General features: G+C 73.2%; 16 protein-coding genes. 6 read left to right on the top strand and 10 right to left on the bottom strand.

The genetic code is table 11. The annotated features are described in order from the left end of the window. Positions 1 to 37 precede the first annotated feature (37 nt). Positions 38 to 238 carry a ferredoxin gene (locus tag ACZDWJ_RS01510; protein WP_463519138.1) on the bottom strand — a complete coding sequence of 67 codons (201 nt, stop codon included), beginning with the start codon at positions 236 to 238 and terminating at the stop codon, positions 38 to 40. Continuing rightward, positions 238 to 1,722 carry a fatty acid desaturase gene (locus ACZDWJ_RS01505; protein WP_463519137.1) on the bottom strand — a complete coding sequence of 495 codons (1,485 nt, stop codon included), beginning with the start codon at positions 1,720 to 1,722 and terminating at the stop codon, positions 238 to 240. Before ACZDWJ_RS01505 ends, ACZDWJ_RS01510 begins: the two co-directional genes overlap by 1 nt. Positions 1,723 to 1,867: 145 nt before the next feature. On the opposite strand from ACZDWJ_RS01505, the gene ppgK reads away from it, so the two are divergent. After that, the gene (gene ppgK, locus ACZDWJ_RS01500; protein ID WP_463519136.1) at positions 1,868 to 2,629 is read left to right on the top strand and encodes a polyphosphate--glucose phosphotransferase; all 762 of its coding nucleotides are present in this window, start codon (positions 1,868 to 1,870) and stop codon (positions 2,627 to 2,629) included. Here ppgK and ACZDWJ_RS01495 read toward each other — a convergent pair. After that, entirely contained in the window at positions 2,608 to 3,999 is a 1,392-nt protein-coding gene (locus ACZDWJ_RS01495) for a malic enzyme-like NAD(P)-binding protein (RefSeq protein WP_463519171.1), read from the bottom strand. The genes ppgK and ACZDWJ_RS01495 overlap by 22 nt on opposite strands. Positions 4,000 to 4,197: 198 nt before the next feature. Here ACZDWJ_RS01495 and ACZDWJ_RS01490 point away from each other — a divergent pair, with 198 nt between their 5' ends. Both ACZDWJ_RS01490 and ACZDWJ_RS01485 read left to right on the top strand, forming a co-directional pair. After that, complete coding sequence (locus ACZDWJ_RS01490) at positions 4,198 to 4,785, top strand: TetR/AcrR family transcriptional regulator (RefSeq protein ID WP_463519135.1); 588 nt, start codon at positions 4,198 to 4,200, stop codon at positions 4,783 to 4,785. A 54-nt stretch (positions 4,786 to 4,839) separates the two neighbouring features. Further along, on the top strand, positions 4,840 to 7,170 hold the full coding sequence (locus tag ACZDWJ_RS01485; RefSeq protein ID WP_463519134.1) for an MMPL family transporter: 2,331 nt from the start codon (positions 4,840 to 4,842) through the stop codon (positions 7,168 to 7,170). Positions 7,171 to 7,258: 88 nt separating this feature from the next. Here the strand turns inward: ACZDWJ_RS01485 and ACZDWJ_RS01480 are convergent, their stop codons facing one another. From ACZDWJ_RS01480 to ACZDWJ_RS01470, 3 genes are read right to left on the bottom strand one after another with little or no spacing between them, the layout of a single operon-like run. Then, positions 7,259 to 7,729: a CoxG family protein gene (locus tag ACZDWJ_RS01480; protein WP_463519133.1), complete on the bottom strand. Its 471-nt coding sequence runs from the start codon at positions 7,727 to 7,729 to the stop codon at positions 7,259 to 7,261. Between the two features lie 9 nt (positions 7,730 to 7,738). Continuing rightward, positions 7,739 to 8,221 (bottom strand): glutathione peroxidase, encoded by a 483-nt coding sequence (locus tag ACZDWJ_RS01475; protein ID WP_463519132.1) that lies wholly within the window; start codon positions 8,219 to 8,221, stop codon positions 7,739 to 7,741. Between the two features lie 38 nt (positions 8,222 to 8,259). Then, on the bottom strand, positions 8,260 to 9,240 hold the full coding sequence (locus ACZDWJ_RS01470; protein ID WP_463519131.1) for an SDR family NAD(P)-dependent oxidoreductase: 981 nt from the start codon (positions 9,238 to 9,240) through the stop codon (positions 8,260 to 8,262). 90 nt (positions 9,241 to 9,330) lie between these two features. On the opposite strand from ACZDWJ_RS01470, the gene ACZDWJ_RS01465 reads away from it, so the two are divergent. Then, a complete protein-coding gene (locus ACZDWJ_RS01465; protein ID WP_463519130.1) occupies positions 9,331 to 10,377 on the top strand; it encodes a PP2C family protein-serine/threonine phosphatase in 1,047 nt (348 codons plus the stop codon). Then, positions 10,374 to 11,165, top strand: coding sequence for a 2-keto-4-pentenoate hydratase (locus ACZDWJ_RS01460; RefSeq protein ID WP_463519129.1), 792 nt, complete (start codon positions 10,374 to 10,376; stop codon positions 11,163 to 11,165). The genes ACZDWJ_RS01465 and ACZDWJ_RS01460 overlap by 4 nt, the downstream gene beginning before the upstream one ends. Here the strand turns inward: ACZDWJ_RS01460 and ACZDWJ_RS01455 are convergent. Continuing rightward, positions 11,149 to 11,634: a GNAT family N-acetyltransferase gene (locus ACZDWJ_RS01455; protein WP_463519128.1), complete on the bottom strand. Its 486-nt coding sequence runs from the start codon at positions 11,632 to 11,634 to the stop codon at positions 11,149 to 11,151. The two genes, ACZDWJ_RS01460 and ACZDWJ_RS01455, sit on opposite strands and share 17 nt — an antisense overlap. A 66-nt stretch (positions 11,635 to 11,700) precedes the next feature. Here ACZDWJ_RS01455 and ACZDWJ_RS01450 point away from each other — a divergent pair, with 66 nt between their 5' ends. Beyond that, positions 11,701 to 12,105 carry an adenylyltransferase/cytidyltransferase family protein gene (locus ACZDWJ_RS01450; RefSeq protein WP_463519127.1) on the top strand — a complete coding sequence of 135 codons (405 nt, stop codon included), beginning with the start codon at positions 11,701 to 11,703 and terminating at the stop codon, positions 12,103 to 12,105. 50 nt (positions 12,106 to 12,155) lie between these two features. On the opposite strand, the gene ACZDWJ_RS01445 is transcribed toward ACZDWJ_RS01450, so the two are convergent. The 3 genes from ACZDWJ_RS01445 to ACZDWJ_RS01435 all read right to left on the bottom strand — a co-directional run bounded on the left by ACZDWJ_RS01445 (position 12,156) and on the right by ACZDWJ_RS01435 (position 14,955). After that, positions 12,156 to 12,653 carry a DUF2867 domain-containing protein gene (locus tag ACZDWJ_RS01445; RefSeq protein WP_463519126.1) on the bottom strand — a complete coding sequence of 166 codons (498 nt, stop codon included), beginning with the start codon at positions 12,651 to 12,653 and terminating at the stop codon, positions 12,156 to 12,158. A gap of 80 nt (positions 12,654 to 12,733) precedes the next feature. Continuing rightward, positions 12,734 to 13,930: an acyl-CoA dehydrogenase family protein gene (locus ACZDWJ_RS01440; RefSeq protein ID WP_463519125.1), complete on the bottom strand. Its 1,197-nt coding sequence runs from the start codon at positions 13,928 to 13,930 to the stop codon at positions 12,734 to 12,736. A 131-nt stretch (positions 13,931 to 14,061) separates the two neighbouring features. Next, positions 14,062 to 14,955 carry an NAD(P)-dependent oxidoreductase gene (locus tag ACZDWJ_RS01435; protein WP_463519124.1) on the bottom strand — a complete coding sequence of 298 codons (894 nt, stop codon included), beginning with the start codon at positions 14,953 to 14,955 and terminating at the stop codon, positions 14,062 to 14,064. Between the last annotated feature and the right edge of the window lie 34 nt (positions 14,956 to 14,989).

The following is a 14,989-nucleotide window of genomic DNA, read 5'->3' as shown; positions in this document are numbered from 1 at the left end:
AGAGGCCAGCGCCCGGGCCGTCGTCGACATCGTGGCCTCAGCCCTCCAGGGTCAGCGCCAGGACGGGGCAGGCCTGCACCGCGGCGTTGACGTGGGCCCGGTCGGCCTCGTCGGGGTGCTCGTTGAGGATGTGCATGTTCTCGTCGTCGTCGAGCTCGAAGAAGTCGCTGGCCATGGCCTCGCACATGCCCAGGCCCTCGCACTTGCCGTAGTCGGCGACGATCCGCAGCCCGGCCATCAGAGCGCCTCGGCGTTCGTCAGCGGGATGAAGTCGACCTTCTCGCGTACGCCGCAGTCGGGGCAGCACCAGTCGTCGGGGATCTCCGACCAGGCGGTGCCGGCCGCGAAGCCCTCGAGCTCGTTGCCGACGACGACCTCGTAGGTGTACGAGCAGCCGGGGCAGCGGGCGGCGAGCACCTCGTCGACGGCGCCGGGGGTGACGTCCTCCCGGGCTGCCTCGTCGGCCGCGGCGACGGCGGCGGCCTCGGCGGCCTGGGCGGCCGCGAGCTGCGGGGCGTACCTCGCGATCAGCCGCTCCCGCTTGCGGGGGTGCAGGTTGGCCCGGGTGACGTCGCCGCCGAAGTGGTCGACGACGCGCTGGTCCATCACGCGGCGGTAGAGCGGCGGGACGAGCGAGAGCACGATCATGCCGGCGTAGCCGGTGGGCAGCACCGGGCTCTCCTCGAAGTCGCGCAGGGTCTGGTAGCGACGCGTCGGGTTGGCGTGGTGGTCGCTGTGGCGCTGCAGGTGGTAGAGCAGCACGTTGGTGGCGATGTTGTTGGAGTTCCAGGAGTGCGAGGGGTCGACGCGCTCGTAGCGCTGGCGGTCGCCGGTGCCGACCTTCTGGCGCAGCATCCCGTAGTGCTCCATGTAGTTGACGACCTCCAGCAGCGAGAAGCCGACGACGGCCTGCAGCACGAGGAAGGGCAGGATCTCGACGCCGAGCCAGGCCACCAGGCCGCCCCACAGCACGGCGGTCATCAGCCAGGCGTTGAGGACGTCGTTGCCGAGGTGGAAGGGGTGGGTCTTCTTGCGGGCGTACCGCTTCTGCTCCAGGTGCCAGGCGCTCTTCAGCGAGCCGAGGACGGTGCGCGGCCAGAACGCGTAGAAGCTCTCGCCGAGGCGGCTGGACGCGGGGTCCTCCGGGGTGGCGACGCGGACGTGGTGGCCGCGGTTGTGCTCGATGTAGAAGTGGCCGTAGGCGACCTGAGCCAGGGCGATCTTGGCCAGCCAGCGCTCGTTGGCCTCGCGCTTGTGGCCCAGCTCGTGGGCGGTGTTGATGCCGATGCCGCCGATGGTGCCGATGGAGACGGCCAGGCCGATCTTGCCGGCCAGGGTCAGCTCGCCCTCGCCGAAGTCGACGCCGTGGCCGATGAGGTACATCGCGCCGACGAAGCCGGCGTACTGGATCGGCAGGAAGAGGTAGGTGATCCACCGGTAGTACCGGTCGTTCTCCAGCGCCTCGATGACGTCGTCCGGCGGGTTGGACCTGTCGAGGCCGGCGACCAGGTCGATGGCCGGCACCACGCCGAGCACGATGATCGGCCCGATCCAGAGCCACACGCTCCAGCCGGTGGCGGCCCACAGCCCGATGGCGAGGAACGCCAGGGAGGGCACCACCAGGCCGATGAGCCAGAGGTAGCGCTTCTTGTCCTTCCACGTCTCGGTGGAGCCCTCGGGCACCGTCGAGTTCGGGATGCCGGGGATCGGCGTCGCGGTCATCGTTCCTCCTGCGGGGTGACGGCCATCACGGACCGGGTTGACAAGACCATAGGGAATGTCAACTGCTTTGACAAGAGGTATCGCTTTGTAAAGTCCGCACGGGTGGGTGTTGCCGTCGGCGGCCCCGGGTGAGCAGGGTGTCCCGGTGAGCGATCAGCAGACCCCGTCCCAGGCCTTCGGCATCGACTTCGGCGGCAGCGGCATCAAGGGCGCGCCCGTCGACCTCGAGGCCGGCGACTTCGCCGCCGACCGCGTGCGCATCAAGACCCCTCAGCCGGCCACCCCGGAGGCCGTCGCCGACGTCTTCGTCGAGCTGCTCGGCGAGTTCGAGGACGTCGAGGGACCCATCGGCGTCACGGTGCCGGGCGTCGTCACCGGCGGCGTCGTGCACTCCGCGGCCAACATCGACGCCGCCTGGATCGGCGCCGACGCCGACGCCCTGTTCTCCAAGGCCACCGGCCGCACCGTCCACGCCGTCAACGACGCCGACGCCGCCGGCCTGGCCGAGTCACGCTACGGCGCCGCCCGCGGCCGCGGCGGCCTGGTGATCGTGACGACGCTGGGCACCGGCATCGGCTCCGCGCTGGTCTACGACGGCGTCCTGGTGCCCAGCTCCGAGCTCGGCCACCTCGAGGTCGAGGGCCACCACGCCGAGGAGTGGGCGGCCAACAGCGCCCGCGAGCGCGAGGACCTCTCGATGGAGAAGTGGGCCGAGCGGCTCACCGTCTACTACCGCACCCTGGAGCGGCTCTTCCGGCCCGAGCTGATCGTCGTCGGCGGCGGCATCAGCAAGCACGCCGACGAGTTCCTGCCGCTCCTCGACCTCGACACCGCGATCGTGCCGGCTCACCTGCGCAACCGCGCGGGCATCGTCGGCGCGGCGGTCTACGCCTCCGAGGCCGGCTGACCCGCAGCGCCCGCTGCGCCCGCAGGGGCGGCCTTGCCGGAGATCGCCGCGGCGACCGCCTTCGGCACGTCGGGGTGGAAGACGGTGGGGATGATGAAGCTCGGGTTGAGCTCCTCGTCCTTGACCACCAGCGCGATGGCCTCGGCCGCGGCCAGCAGCATCTCGACGGTGACGTCGGACGCGCGGGCGTCGAGCAGGCCTCGGAAGACGCCGGGGAAGGCCAGCACGTTGTTGATCTGGTTGGGGTAGTCCGAGCGGCCCGACGCCACGACGGCCGCGTGCTTGGCGGCCTCGGCGGGGTCGACCTCCGGGTCGGGGTTGGCGAGGGCGAAGACCACGGCGTCGGCCGCCATCTCGGTGATCCACTCGGGGTCGAGGATGCCCGGGGCGCTGACCCCGATGAAGACGTCGGCGCCGACGAGCACGTCGTGGAGGCTGCCGCGCGCACGGCGCGGGTTGGTGGCCGCGGCCAGCTCGGCGTGCGCCGGGGAGAGGGTGTCGTCGTCGGCGGAGAGCGCGCCGAAGCGGTCGACCACGACGACGTCGTGCGCGCCAGCGGCGAGCAGCAGCGTCACGATCGCGGTGCCGGCGGCGCCGCCGCCGGAGACGACGACGCGGGCCGAGGCCAGCTCCTTGCGCACCACGCGCAGGGCGTTGGTGAGCGCGGCGAGGACGACGATCGCGGTGCCGTGCTGGTCGTCGTGGAAGACCGGGATGTCGAGGCTCTCGCGCAGTCGGCGCTCGATCTCGAAGCAGCGCGGGGCGGCGATGTCCTCGAGGTTGATGCCGCCGAAGCCGGGCGCGATCATCTCGACGGCGCGGACGATCTCGTCGGTGTCCTGCGAGGCCAGGCAGATGGGCCAGGCGTCGATGTCGGCGAACCGCTTGAACAGCGCGGCCTTGCCCTCCATGACCGGCAGGGCGGCGCCGGGGCCGATGTTGCCCAGGCCGAGCACCGCCGAGCCGTCGGTGACGACCGCCACGGAGTTGCCCTTGACCGTGAGGCGCGGGACGTCCTCGGGGTGGTCGGCCAGCGCCCGGCTGACCCGGCCCACGCCGGGGGTGTAGGCCATCGAGAGGTCGTCGCGGTTCTTCAGCGGCACCTTGGAGGACACCGAGATCTTGCCGCCGATGTGCAGCAGGAAGGTGCGGTCGCTGACCTTGTAGACCTCGACGCCCTCGATCGCGTCGACGGCCGCCTCGAGCTCGGCGGCGTGGTCGGCGTCGCCGGCCGAGCAGGTGACGTCGAGGACGAGGCGGGTGTTGCTGGACTCCGCGACGTCGATGGCGGTGACGATGCCGCCGCACTCGGCGATGGTCGTGGCGACCGCGCCGACGACCCCGTGGTCGGGGTCGGCGTGCAGACGCATGGTGATCGAGTAGGACGAGGCGGTGGCACGGCGCGAGGTCACGCCTCCACCCTCCGACGGCGGCTCGGTTACGAGCAAGTAGGACGGGCGTCGCCCCGGGCCGGGCCCTCACCCGCAGGGGTCGTGACGGCCGTCACAATTGTGCGCTGATGGGGAGATAGTGCAATACTGCACTCCATGTCCTGCAGTGCAACCTCCATGCGTGAGGTCAAGAAGGCCCAGACGCTGCGCCGCATCCAGCTGCGCTCGCTCGAGCTGACGCGCGAGCACGGCCTGGAGGGCTGGACGATGGACGACCTCGCCGATGCCGCCGAGGTCTCGCGTCGCACGCTGTTCAACTACGTGCCCGGCAAGATCGACGCCGTCATCGGCTCGGTCCCCGTGCTCCCCGAGGACGGACTGACCACCTTCGTGGGCGGCGGTCCGACCGGCGACCTCATCGAGGACCTCGGCGTCCTCGCGGTGCGCATCCTCGACGGCGAGGACTTCGACCCCGCCATCCTCGAGCTGCGCAAGCAGGTCTTCTCCGCGACCCCGCGACTCGTGCTCATCGCGCATGAGCGCTTCCACGACGTCGTCCAGGACATGAGCGCGCACATCCTCGCGCGCGAGGGCCTGGAGTTCGGAGAGGACCGGGCCGCACTCCTGGTCCGCATGACCGCCCTGTTCTTCGACACCGGGCTGCAGCAGATCTTCGAGGACCCCGAGGGTCCTCCGCTGTCCGAGCGCTTCCTCGACGCGCTCCGCATCGCCCGCGAGCTCCTGCGCGAGCCCGCCCAGGCCTGACCGGCCGCCCCACCCTTCCTCGCTCCATTCCTCGCACAGGAGAGACCACCAACCATGGCCACCTTCCTCCATCGCCTCGGACGCGGCGCCTACCGGCGCTGGCCCCTGGCGCTCGGCGCCTGGCTCGTCGCGATCATCGCGGTCGGCTCGATCGCCGCCGGCTTCAGCAAGCCGATGACCGACGCCTTCACCATCCCCGGCATCCCCTCCGAGAAGGCCGCCGACCTGCAGGCCGAGCTGTACCCCGACTCCGTCAGCGCCTTCGACCAGGCCAACGTCACCGTCGTCGTCGCCGCCCCGCAGGGCCAGACCCTCCGCGACGCCGGTCCCGCCGACGCCGTCACCAGCCTGGTCGGCCGCCTGCAGGCGCTGCCGCAGCTGAGCGACGCCGGCGCCAAGGCCATCGTCGGGCCGGTCCAGGCCGCCGACGGCCAGCGTCAGGCGATGCTGAAGGCGGCCCGTCAGGCCGGCACCCCGCCCTCGACCGTCGAGGCCGACCTCAAGGCCACCTCGCCGCTCTCCGCCGACGGCCGCGTCGGCACCATCACCTTCGCGTGGGACGTCGACACCCCGGCCGACATCAAGGCCGGCTCGATCGACCGTCTCGACGACGCCCTCTCCGCCGCCCGCAGCGCCGGCCTGACCGCCGAGGCCAACGGCAGCGGCTCCCAGGTCCAGGCCGCGGTCGAGGGCACCTCCGAGCTCATCGGCATCGCCGTCGCGCTCGTCGTCCTGCTCCTGACCCTCGGCTCCATGGTCGCCGCGGGCATGCCGATCCTCATCGCCCTGGTCGGCGTCGGCCTCGGCGTCACCGGCATCACCGCCATGACCGCCTTCGTCGACATCGGCTCCACCACGCCGATCCTCGCCACCATGATCGGCCTGGCCGTCGGCATCGACTACACGCTGTTCATCCTGGCCCGCTACCGCTCCGAGCTCGAGCGCACCGACGACCGCGAGGACGCCATCGGCACCGCCGTGGGCACCGCAGGCTCGGCGGTCGTCTTCGCCGGCCTCACCGTGCTGATCGCGCTCGCCGCGCTCTCGCTGGTGCGCATCCCGTTCCTCACCGCCATGGGCCTCGCGGCCGCCGGCACCGTGCTCGTCGCCGTGCTCGTCGCCCTGACCCTGCTGCCCGCGATCCTCGGCATCTTGAAGTCCAAGGCGTTCGGCGGACGCATCCGCAAGGCCCAGCCGAAGCGCGACGCCGACGGCCGCCTGCTCAACAACGGCGTCCGCTGGGCCCGCGTCGTCGGTCGTGCGCCGATCGCGGCGACCCTGCTGGTCGTCGTCGTCCTCGGCGCCCTGGCGATCCCGGTCAAGGGCCTGCACCTGGCCTTCCCGAGCGACTCCACCGCGGAGTCCACCACCACCCAGCGCAAGGCGTCCGACCTCATCACCGAGGCGTTCGGTCCCGGTCGCGACGGCCCGCTCCTGGTGCCCGTCGACGCCCGCGGCGTGCCGAGCGCGGACCGTCAGCAGGCCTTCGCCGACGTCGTCGCCTGGGCCAAGGGCCAGGACGGCGTCGCCAACGCCCAGCTCACCACGCCCAACGCCGACGGCACCGGTCAGCAGATCCTGATCACGCCGACCACCGGCCCGGACGACACCGCCACGGAGGACCTGCTCACCGACCTGCGCGACGGCCAGGCCTCCATCGAGCGCCAGACCGGCACCACCATCGGCATCACCGGCCTCACGGCGATCACCACCGACGTGTCCGACCGGCTCGCCGGCGCGCTGCCGATCTACCTCGCCGTGGTCATCGGGCTGGCGTTCATCCTGCTGATGATCGTCTTCCGCTCGATCCTCGTGCCGCTCACGGCCACCCTGGGCTTCCTGCTCTCGGTGCTGGCGACCCTCGGCGCCACCGTCGCGGTCTTCCAGGAGGGCGCGTTCGGGATCTTCGAGGGTCAGCCGATCGTCAGCTTCATGCCGATCTTCCTGATCGGCGTGGTCTTCGGCCTGGCGATGGACTACCAGGTCTTCCTGGTGACCCGCATCCGCGAGGCCCACGTGCACGGCATGAGCACCCGCGACGCCGTCGTCGACGGGTTCCGCAACAGCGCCCGCGTGGTCGCGGCCGCCGCCACCATCATGACCGCGGTCTTCGCCGCCTTCATGCTGCAGAGCGACCCCATCGTGAAGTCCATGGGCTTCGCGCTGGCCGTGGCGGTCGTCTTCGACGCCTTCGTGGTGCGGATGGTGCTCATCCCGGCGCTGCTGCTCCTCCTGGGCGAGAAGGCCTGGTGGCTCCCGCGCTGGCTGGACCGCCTGCTGCCCAACGTCGACGTCGAGGGCGAGTCGCTGCAGCGCGGCGACCTCGACCGCGAGCTCGCGACGCTGGCCGACGGCGCGGGGGACGGCGACCCCGTCGCCCGCTGACCGGCACGGCATCACCCGACGGCCCCCTCCCGCTGCGGCGGGAGGGGGCCGTCGTCGTGTCGGCGTCGGGAGGTCCCCGAGGCGAGGCTCAGCCGAGCTCGCGCAGCAGGTTCGCCGAGAACCGGTCGCCCATCTGGGCCACGACGCTGCGCATCGTCGCCTCGACGCTGCGGCGCGCGAGGCGCGGCAGCGGCAGGTCGACGGTGATGTCGAGGCGGGTGGCCAGCTCGGTGCGGTCGTCGTCGAGCGCGGTGAGGTGGTACCAGCCCTCGACGCCCGCGCGCTCGGAGGAGCCCGCGGGCGGGTCGTGCCGGAACTCCAGCCGCTCGGGCGGCGTCAGCTCCATGCGCTCGGTGAACGTCGGCGCGACGTCCAGTCCGCCGACCTTGAGGCCCGACATCGACCAGCGCCAGTGGGTGCCGCCGTCGAGCTCCTCGATGGTGCGCAGGAACGGCACGAGGCCGGCCAGGCGCGGCGGGTCGGTGAGGATGGCCCAGATCCGCTCACGGGGCGCGTCGACGACGGCCCGCGCCTCGCGGGAGGCGGAGAAGGAGGTCATCGGCAGGTCTCAGGCGGCCAGGGCCTTCTCGATGTCGCCGGCGATCTTCTCGGGCTTGGTGGTGGGCGAGTAGCGGCCGAGGACCTGGCCGTCCTTGCCGATGAGGAACTTGGTGAAGTTCCACTTGATCTTCCCGCCGAGCAGGCCGCTCTTCTCCTTGCGCAGCCACTGGTAGAGCGGGTGCGAGCCGTCGCCGTTGACCTCGATCTTGGAGAACAGCGGGAAGGTGACGCCGAAGTTGCGCTCGCAGAAGCCGGCGATGGTGGCGTCGTCGCCGGGCTCCTGGTGGCCGAACTGGTCGCACGGGAAGCCCAGGACGGCGAAGCCGCGCTCGGCGTACTGGTCGTGGAGGGCCTGGAGGCCCTGGTACTGCGGGGTGAAGCCGCACTGCGAGGCCGTGTTCACCACGAGCACCACCTGGCCGGCGAAGTCGGCGAGGTCGACGGGGCGGCCGTCGATCGAGGTCGCTGAGAAGTCCTGAAGGGAGGTCATGTCCCCAGCCTGCCAAACCCGTGGTCGGCGCGCGACGCTCAGCGGGAGGGTCCCAGCCCCACCCCGGTGGCCTCCTCGACGAACGCGACCAGCCGGCCGACGTCCTGGGGGTCGTGGCCGCGCTCCCAGCCGAACGTGGTGGGGCGCTGACGTCGGTCGTGCCAGAAGTGGCCGGCCCGCGACGCCGGGCGGGTGGCCAGCAGCCACACGGCGGTGTCGGCGCCGTCGCCGGGCGTGCGCAGCAGCGGGCGGGTGACGCGCTCGAAGCGCGGCAGCTGCTCGGTGACGCCGGGGGTCGCGGCCCAGCCCGGGTGCATGCTCTCGATGCGCAGGGCCTGGTCGCCCGCGGCGCGCGACCAGGCGTCGGCCAGCACGACCTGCATGCGCTTGGTGCGGGCGTAGGCCTGGACGCCGTCGTACTCGCCGGTGCGGAACTGCCAGTCGTCGTCGTCCGCGACGTGCAGCCGGGCGCCGTACATGCCGCCGGAGCTCATCCACACGACGCTGGCGCCGCCGGCGGCGCGGAGCGGGTCGAGCAGCAGCGAGGTCATCAGGTGCGGGCCGAGCACGTGCACCGCGAGGCCGAGCTCGTGGCCCTGCGGGCTCTCCTGGCGCGTGGGCGTCATGGTGCCGGCGTTGTGCAGGAGCCCGTGGACGGCCGGGACGCGGTCGCGCAGGTCGCGGGCCCAGGTGCGGACGGCGTCGAGGTCGCCGACGTCGCAGACCTCCTCGACGACCTCGCCCCCCGGGTGCGTCCGGCGCAGGTCGGCGGCGCTCGCCGCGACCTTGGCGGGGTTGCGACCCAGGACGTGCACCGTCGCGCCCAGCGCGAGGAGGCCCTCGGCGGCCGCGGCGCCGATGCCCGAGGTGGCGCCCGTCACGACGACGCGGCGGCCGGCGAGCGATCCGGGGGCGGGGTCGTCGGGCCACCAGCGGCGACGCAGGCGGCTGCCCACCGAGGAGTAGCCGAGCACGACGCTGCGGTCGAGCGCGGCGTCGACGACGCGGGTCCAGGCCATGCCCCGACTGTAGGCAGGATCACCCAGCACCGGCCGCGGCGATCCGCGCGAGCGCCGGACGGGCTGTGCGGCGGCTGTCACACTGCTCTGGTGCCCGCCAGCCGCTCCGCCCCGCGCTGGGCTCTGGCGACCCCCGGGATCGCCGCCGGGCTCGTGGTGCTCGTCGCGCTGATCGTCGTCGACACCCAGTTCTTCCGCGTGGCCGGCGCCTTCAGCGCCGCCGCCCTGATGACCTCGGTGATCGACCGGTGGCGCCAGACCCTGGTGATGGCGCTGGTCAGCACCGCCGTCGCCGTGGGCAGCGGCCTGTGGCACGACTACTGGGGCACCGCCGAGTGGTGGATCCGCGTCGTCGTGTGCGCCGGCATCGCCGTCCTGGCGGTCGTCTCGTCGTCGGTGCGCGACCACCGCGAGGACCGCCTGCTGCGGATGACCGTCATCGCCGAGACCGCCCAGCGCGCCGTCCTGCGCGCCACCCCGAGCGCCGTCGGCTCGGTGGGCGTGGCCAGCCGGTACATCTCGGCCAACGCCGAGGCGCACGTCGGCGGCGACCTCTACGAGGTGGCCGCGACGCCCTACGGCGTCCGCGTCATCGTCGGCGACGTGCGCGGGAAGGGCCTGCCGGCGGTGCAGACCGCCAGCGCGGTGCTCGGGGCGTTCCGCACCGCCGCCTTCGTGGAGCCCGACCTCGGCCGGCTCGCGCAGATGATCGACGTCGTCGTCGAGCAGGAGCCCGACGAGGAGGAGTTCGTCACCGCCGTCGTCGCGGAGTTCGGCGAGGACACCGTGCAGATGGTCAACTGCGGCCACCACGCACCCCTGCTGGTGCACGACGGCGCCGTGCGGCAGCTCGACGACGCCGAGCCGGCCGTGCCCCTCGGCCTGGGCAGCGAGCCCCGCCCCACCGCCCACGCGTGGCCGCAGGGCGCCCGCCTGCTCTTCTTCACCGACGGGCTCGTGGAGCACCGCGACCGTCAGGGCCGCTTCTTCGACCTCGACGCGCACGCCACGGCGCTCGGGGAGGGCACGCTCGAGGAGGCCCTCGACCGGCTGGTCCAGCGCCTCGTGGCGCACGGGCGCCGCTCGCTGTGCGACGACCTCGCGCTGGTGCTCACCGAGAACCGCTCCCCGGCGTGAGTCGCCCCTCGCCTGCGGAGGCCGCACGGGAGCTCACGCAAGCACGGCTCGGGCGTCGACTCCTGCTGCCGTTCACCGAGCGGCACCCCGGCCTCGACGACGCCTGGGGCTACTCCGTGCAGGACGCCGATCGCGCGGCCCGTCTGGCGGCGGGCGAGCGCGTCGTCGGCCTCAAGCTGGGCCTGACCTCGAACGCGAAGCAGGAGCGCATGGGGATCGACCGCCCGATCGTCGGCTTCCTCACCGACGCCATGATGCTGCGGCCCGAGGACGTCGGCGCGCGACTCGCGACCTGGGGCCAGCCCCGCATCGAACCCGAGATCGTGGTCCGCACGGCCGTCGACCTGACTGGCCCGGTGCGGGAACCGCGATCGGTGGTCGGCGAGCTCGGGCTGGCTGCGGAGGTCATCGACTCCCGCTTCCACGACTACCTCTTCGCCCTGCCGGACGTCGTGGCCGACGACACCAGCGCCGCCGGCGTCGTGCTCGGACCGGCGCTGCGTCCCGCGAGCGAGCTCGAGGACGGGCTCGGTGACGGGCTGGCCGGCCTGGCCTGCACCGTCGAGCAGGACGGCGCGGTCGTCCATCGGGCCACCGGCGCGGCGATCCTGGGTCATCCACTCCGCGCGCTGGAGCATCTGGGCCGGCATCTCGCCACGCGCGGGGAGGTCCTGCCCGCCGGCTCCCTGGTACTGCTCGGGGCGCTCACCGACGCCGTCCCGCTGCGTCGCGGCATGACGGTCCGGCTGGCCGTCGAGACGCTGGGAGAGCTCACCGTGCGCGCGTGAGCATCCGGGCCAGCCGCACCTCGACCCGTCGGGTGTCGACCTGGCTCTTGCGGTCGCCCGCCGCCTGCCAGCCCTCGCGCAGGTAGACCGCGATCGCCCGCTCGTTGTCCTCGAGCACCCACAGCTCGAGACCCTCGACGCCGGCCTGCGCCGCGACGGCCTCGGCGTGGCGCAGGAGCCGGGCGGCCAGTCCCCTTCCCCACGCCTGCGCGGCGACGCCGAGGTAGCGGATCTCGAGGCGCTCGCCGGGCACGAGGAGCACGAAGCCCGTGAGCGTCCCGGCCTCCCGGGCCGTGTGCAGCGTCGCACCCGGCACGGCCAGCGCGGCACGCAGTCCCCGTGCCTTCTCCTCGGGCGGCGCGGGCGCCTCGAGGGCGTCGCGACGCGCCGTCGCGGCCGCCCACAGCGCGGCGGCCTCGTCGACCGCCGCCCCGTCCTCGCGGTCGATCACGACCTGCTCCGAGACCATGGCCTCATCCAACACGACGTCCGCCACGCCGCCCACCACGACGCCGCGACCTGCTTCGATGGTCCGATGAGCGGTGCGCGCGTGTACGTCGACCTCGTCGGCGACCTCTTCCACGCCGGCCACGTCGCGCTGCTGCGCGCCGCCCGGGAGCACGGCGACCACCTCACCGTCGGGGTGCTCTCCGACGTCGACGTGGCCTCCTACAAGCGGCAGCCGATCATGACGCTGGCCGAGCGGGTCGCCGTCGTCGAGGCCTGCGGGCTGGTCGACGAGGTCGTGCCGGGTGCGCCGCTGCGTCCGGACGTCGCGTTCCTGGCCGCCCACCGCATCGACGTCGTCGTCCACGGCGACGACCTGACGCCCGAGGTGGCGGCCGACGTCTACGGCGCCGCTCCCCGCCTGGTGCTCGTGCCGCGCGCCGGCGACCTCTCCACCACCGAGCTGATCCGGCGGGTGCGCGAGCGCGGGTAGCGGCCGGGCTGGTGCGGAGAGGGGCCGGGGAGGGGCCGGCGAGGGGCCGGTCAGGCCCGTCGGGGCAGGTCGGCCAGCAGGCGGCGGTGGACGAGCTCGATGACGACCTCGCGCGCCGTCAGGTCGGCGGTCAGGTAGGCCCGGCCGAGGAGGCCGCGGGGATCGAGCCGGACGCTCTGCACGATCCGGCAGCCGGACTCCAGCGGCTCGACGGCCGTGGTGAGGGTGACGACGCCGGGAGCGCGCACCAGGGCTCGCAGCCGCAGCTCGCCGCGGGTGAGCAGGCCGGGCTCGCGCACGGAGTCGACCTGCCACAGGCCGGGGCGGTCGCCGACGGAGAGCGGACCGGCGTCCGGGGCGGGGCGACGACGTCCGGTGCCGCCCACCAGCCGATCGAGCCCGCCGCGCACCACCAGCGGCAGCGCGTCGACGTGCCAGGCGTGCGGGCCGCCGTCGACGACGACCGGCCACACCTCGTCGGCCCGGGCGGCGACGACGCTGGCGCGGGTGCTCCTGTGCACCGTCGGGGACACCCAGGACGCACGCATGCCGCCGAGCCTAGGCAGGCCCGGCGACAGGCGCGGACGACGTTCGGGTGGGAGGGGCGTGGCTGTGAGGAGCGGGAGCGTCAGATCATCGGGCGCATGTAGCCCGGCGCCTCGACGTCGATCATCGACAGCGACGAGGCGTGGTAGACCAGCCCGGGCACGTGGATGGCGTGGGTGAGGCCCATGTGGATGTCGCGCCAGAAGCGCTGCAGCGGGTGGCTCATCCGCATGCCGTTGCCGCCGGAGCGGGCGACGATCTCGTCGACCGCGCGGACGGCGCGCCAGGCCGCGGAGACCTGGTTGCGGCGCGAGAGGGAGCGCTCGCCGAACTCGAACTCCTTGCCGGCGGCGACGGCGTCGTACATCTGGCTGACGCCGTCGAGCAGCGTGACGCGCGAGGCGTGGATCTCGGCGGCGGCGTCGGCGACGGCGTACATGACGTAGGGGTCGTCCTTCACCTTGCGCCCGGTGATCTGCACCCGGGTGCGCTGGTAGGCCAGGTGGTGCGCGAGCGCGCCCTCGGCCATGCCGATCACCGCGGAGGTGATGCCGAGCGGGAAGATCGCCGAGAACGGCATCTGGTAGGTCGGGTTGGTGAGGTCGCGCGTGCGCCAGGCCGAGCCGTCGACGAGCGAGGTGTAGGTGATCGTGCGGTAGTCCGGGATGATCGCCTTGTCGACGACGACGTCCTTGCTGCCGGTGCCCTTGAGGCCCACGACGTCCCAGGAGTCCTCGACGATCGTGTAGTCGCTGCGCGGCAGCAGCACGTGGATCAGCTGCGGCGGGTCGAGCAGCGGGACGCCGTTCTCATCGCCGAGCAGCGCGCCGAGGAAGACCCAGTCGCAGTGGTCGGTGCCCGAGGAGAACTGCCAGCGGCCGGAGAACTCGTAGGTGCCGTCGCCGAGGGGCTTGAGCACGCCCATGGGCGCGTACGGCGAGCCGACCCACACCTCCTGGTCGGCCCCCCAGACCTCCTCCTGCACCCGGGGGTCCATGAAGGCCATCTCCCACGGGTGGACGCCGACGATGCCGCAGATCCAGCCGGTGGCGCCGTCGAGCGAGGCCGCCTTCATGGTGGCCTCGGCCCACTCGCGGGGGTGCGACTCGTAGCCGCCGTGGGCGGCCGGCTGCAGCATCTTGATGACGCCGGCGTCGCGCAGGATCTTGGCGGCGCGGTCGTCGAGGCGCCCGAGCTCCTCGTTGACGGGTCCGAGTGCGGCGATCTCCTCGGCGTGCTCGTCGAGCTTCGCCAGGACGTCGGCAGCGGTGCGGCTCATGCGGTGGTCACCTCTCGGGCGGGCTGAGACAAGTAGAACTTGTTCTAATTGTGCCCCAGAACGGCCAGAGCGCAAGAGCCCCGGTGCGGACCACCCCCGCGGCGAGCGCCGCTCACCGGGCTCGGCCGCGCTCAGCGAGCGTCGTCGGACTCCCGGCTCGCGGCATGGGCGGCGGCCATGTCGTGCGCGCCCAGCCCGGCCTTCGACGCCCGCTCGAGACGGTCCCGGGCGGCCTCCAGGCCGTCGAGCCGCGCGCCACCGGAGCGGCCCGCCTCGACGATCAGCCCGGCGTCCTTGGCGGCGGTGTCGACCGCGAAGGACGCCTGCTCCGTGCGCCCCTCGAGCACCAGCGCGCTCTTGGCCCGCAGGTAGGGCAGGTCGAGCGGACCGCCCTCGATGGCGGCCAGGAAGTCGGCGGGGTCCACGCCCAGGGCCTGGGCCAGCGCGACGGTCTCGCCGGCGGCGTTGTTGACCGCCAGCACCCAGCTGTTCGCGACGAGCTTGAGCCGGGTCGCCGCGCCGGCGGCGGCGTCCTCGCCGACCCACTGGGTGCGTGCGCCGACGGCGTCGAGCACCGGGGCGAGGCGCTCTCGCTCCTCGGCGGGCCCGGCGGCCAGCACCACCAGAGCACCGTTCTCGGCCGGCTCCCGGGTGCCGAGCACCGGGGCGTCGTAGAGCACGAGGTCGTTCTCGGCGGCGAGGGCGGCGAGGTCGGCCAGGTCGTCGGGCGCCACGGTCGTGGACTGCAGCCACAGCGCCCGATGCGGGGCGGCGGGGGCCGCGCGGCCCATGACCTCCCGGACGCTCCCGCCGTCGTGCAGCATCGAGACGACGACGTCCGCGCCCGCGACGGCCTCCTCGGCCCGCTCGCAGACCTCCGCACCGGCCTCGGCCAGCGGCTGCGCGGTGGCGGCGGTGCGGTTCCAGACGCGCACGGGCAGGCCCTCGCGCCGCAGGCTGCGCGCCATCGCGGCGCCCATCAGTCCGGTGCCGAGGACGGCGACGACAGGGGTGCTCTCGCTCATGCCTCCACCGTGGCACGCGGCGCGCCGGGGACGG

This window comes from Nocardioides sp. B129/18 (assembly GCF_055282735.1).
The sequence above is the reverse complement of the archived record's forward strand: the minus strand, read 5'-3'. Positions and strand labels throughout refer to the sequence as shown.

Bases quoted from the DNA above. Each gene is read 5' to 3' on its own strand.
- ACZDWJ_RS01455 (WP_463519128.1), bottom strand. From the start codon at position 11,634: ATGGTCTCGGAGCAGGTCGTGATCGACCGCGAGGACGGGGCGGCGGTC.
- ACZDWJ_RS01490 (WP_463519135.1), top strand. From the start codon at position 4,198: ATGCGTGAGGTCAAGAAGGCCCAGACGCTGCGCCGCATCCAGCTGCGC.
- ACZDWJ_RS01475 (WP_463519132.1), bottom strand. From the start codon at position 8,221: ATGACCTCCCTTCAGGACTTCTCAGCGACCTCGATCGACGGCCGCCCC.
- ACZDWJ_RS01495 (WP_463519171.1), bottom strand. From the start codon at position 3,999: ATGCGTCTGCACGCCGACCCCGACCACGGGGTCGTCGGCGCGGTCGCC.
- ACZDWJ_RS01510 (WP_463519138.1), bottom strand. From the start codon at position 238: ATGGCCGGGCTGCGGATCGTCGCCGACTACGGCAAGTGCGAGGGCCTG.
- ACZDWJ_RS01470 (WP_463519131.1), bottom strand. From the start codon at position 9,240: ATGGCCTGGACCCGCGTCGTCGACGCCGCGCTCGACCGCAGCGTCGTG.
- ACZDWJ_RS01445 (WP_463519126.1), bottom strand. From the start codon at position 12,653: ATGCGTGCGTCCTGGGTGTCCCCGACGGTGCACAGGAGCACCCGCGCC.
- ACZDWJ_RS01485 (WP_463519134.1), top strand. From the start codon at position 4,840: ATGGCCACCTTCCTCCATCGCCTCGGACGCGGCGCCTACCGGCGCTGG.
- ACZDWJ_RS01440 (WP_463519125.1), bottom strand. From the start codon at position 13,930: ATGAGCCGCACCGCTGCCGACGTCCTGGCGAAGCTCGACGAGCACGCC.
- ACZDWJ_RS01505 (WP_463519137.1), bottom strand. From the start codon at position 1,722: ATGACCGCGACGCCGATCCCCGGCATCCCGAACTCGACGGTGCCCGAG.
- ACZDWJ_RS01435 (WP_463519124.1), bottom strand. From the start codon at position 14,955: ATGAGCGAGAGCACCCCTGTCGTCGCCGTCCTCGGCACCGGACTGATG.
- ACZDWJ_RS01450 (WP_463519127.1), top strand. From the start codon at position 11,701: ATGAGCGGTGCGCGCGTGTACGTCGACCTCGTCGGCGACCTCTTCCAC.
- ACZDWJ_RS01480 (WP_463519133.1), bottom strand. From the start codon at position 7,729: ATGACCTCCTTCTCCGCCTCCCGCGAGGCGCGGGCCGTCGTCGACGCG.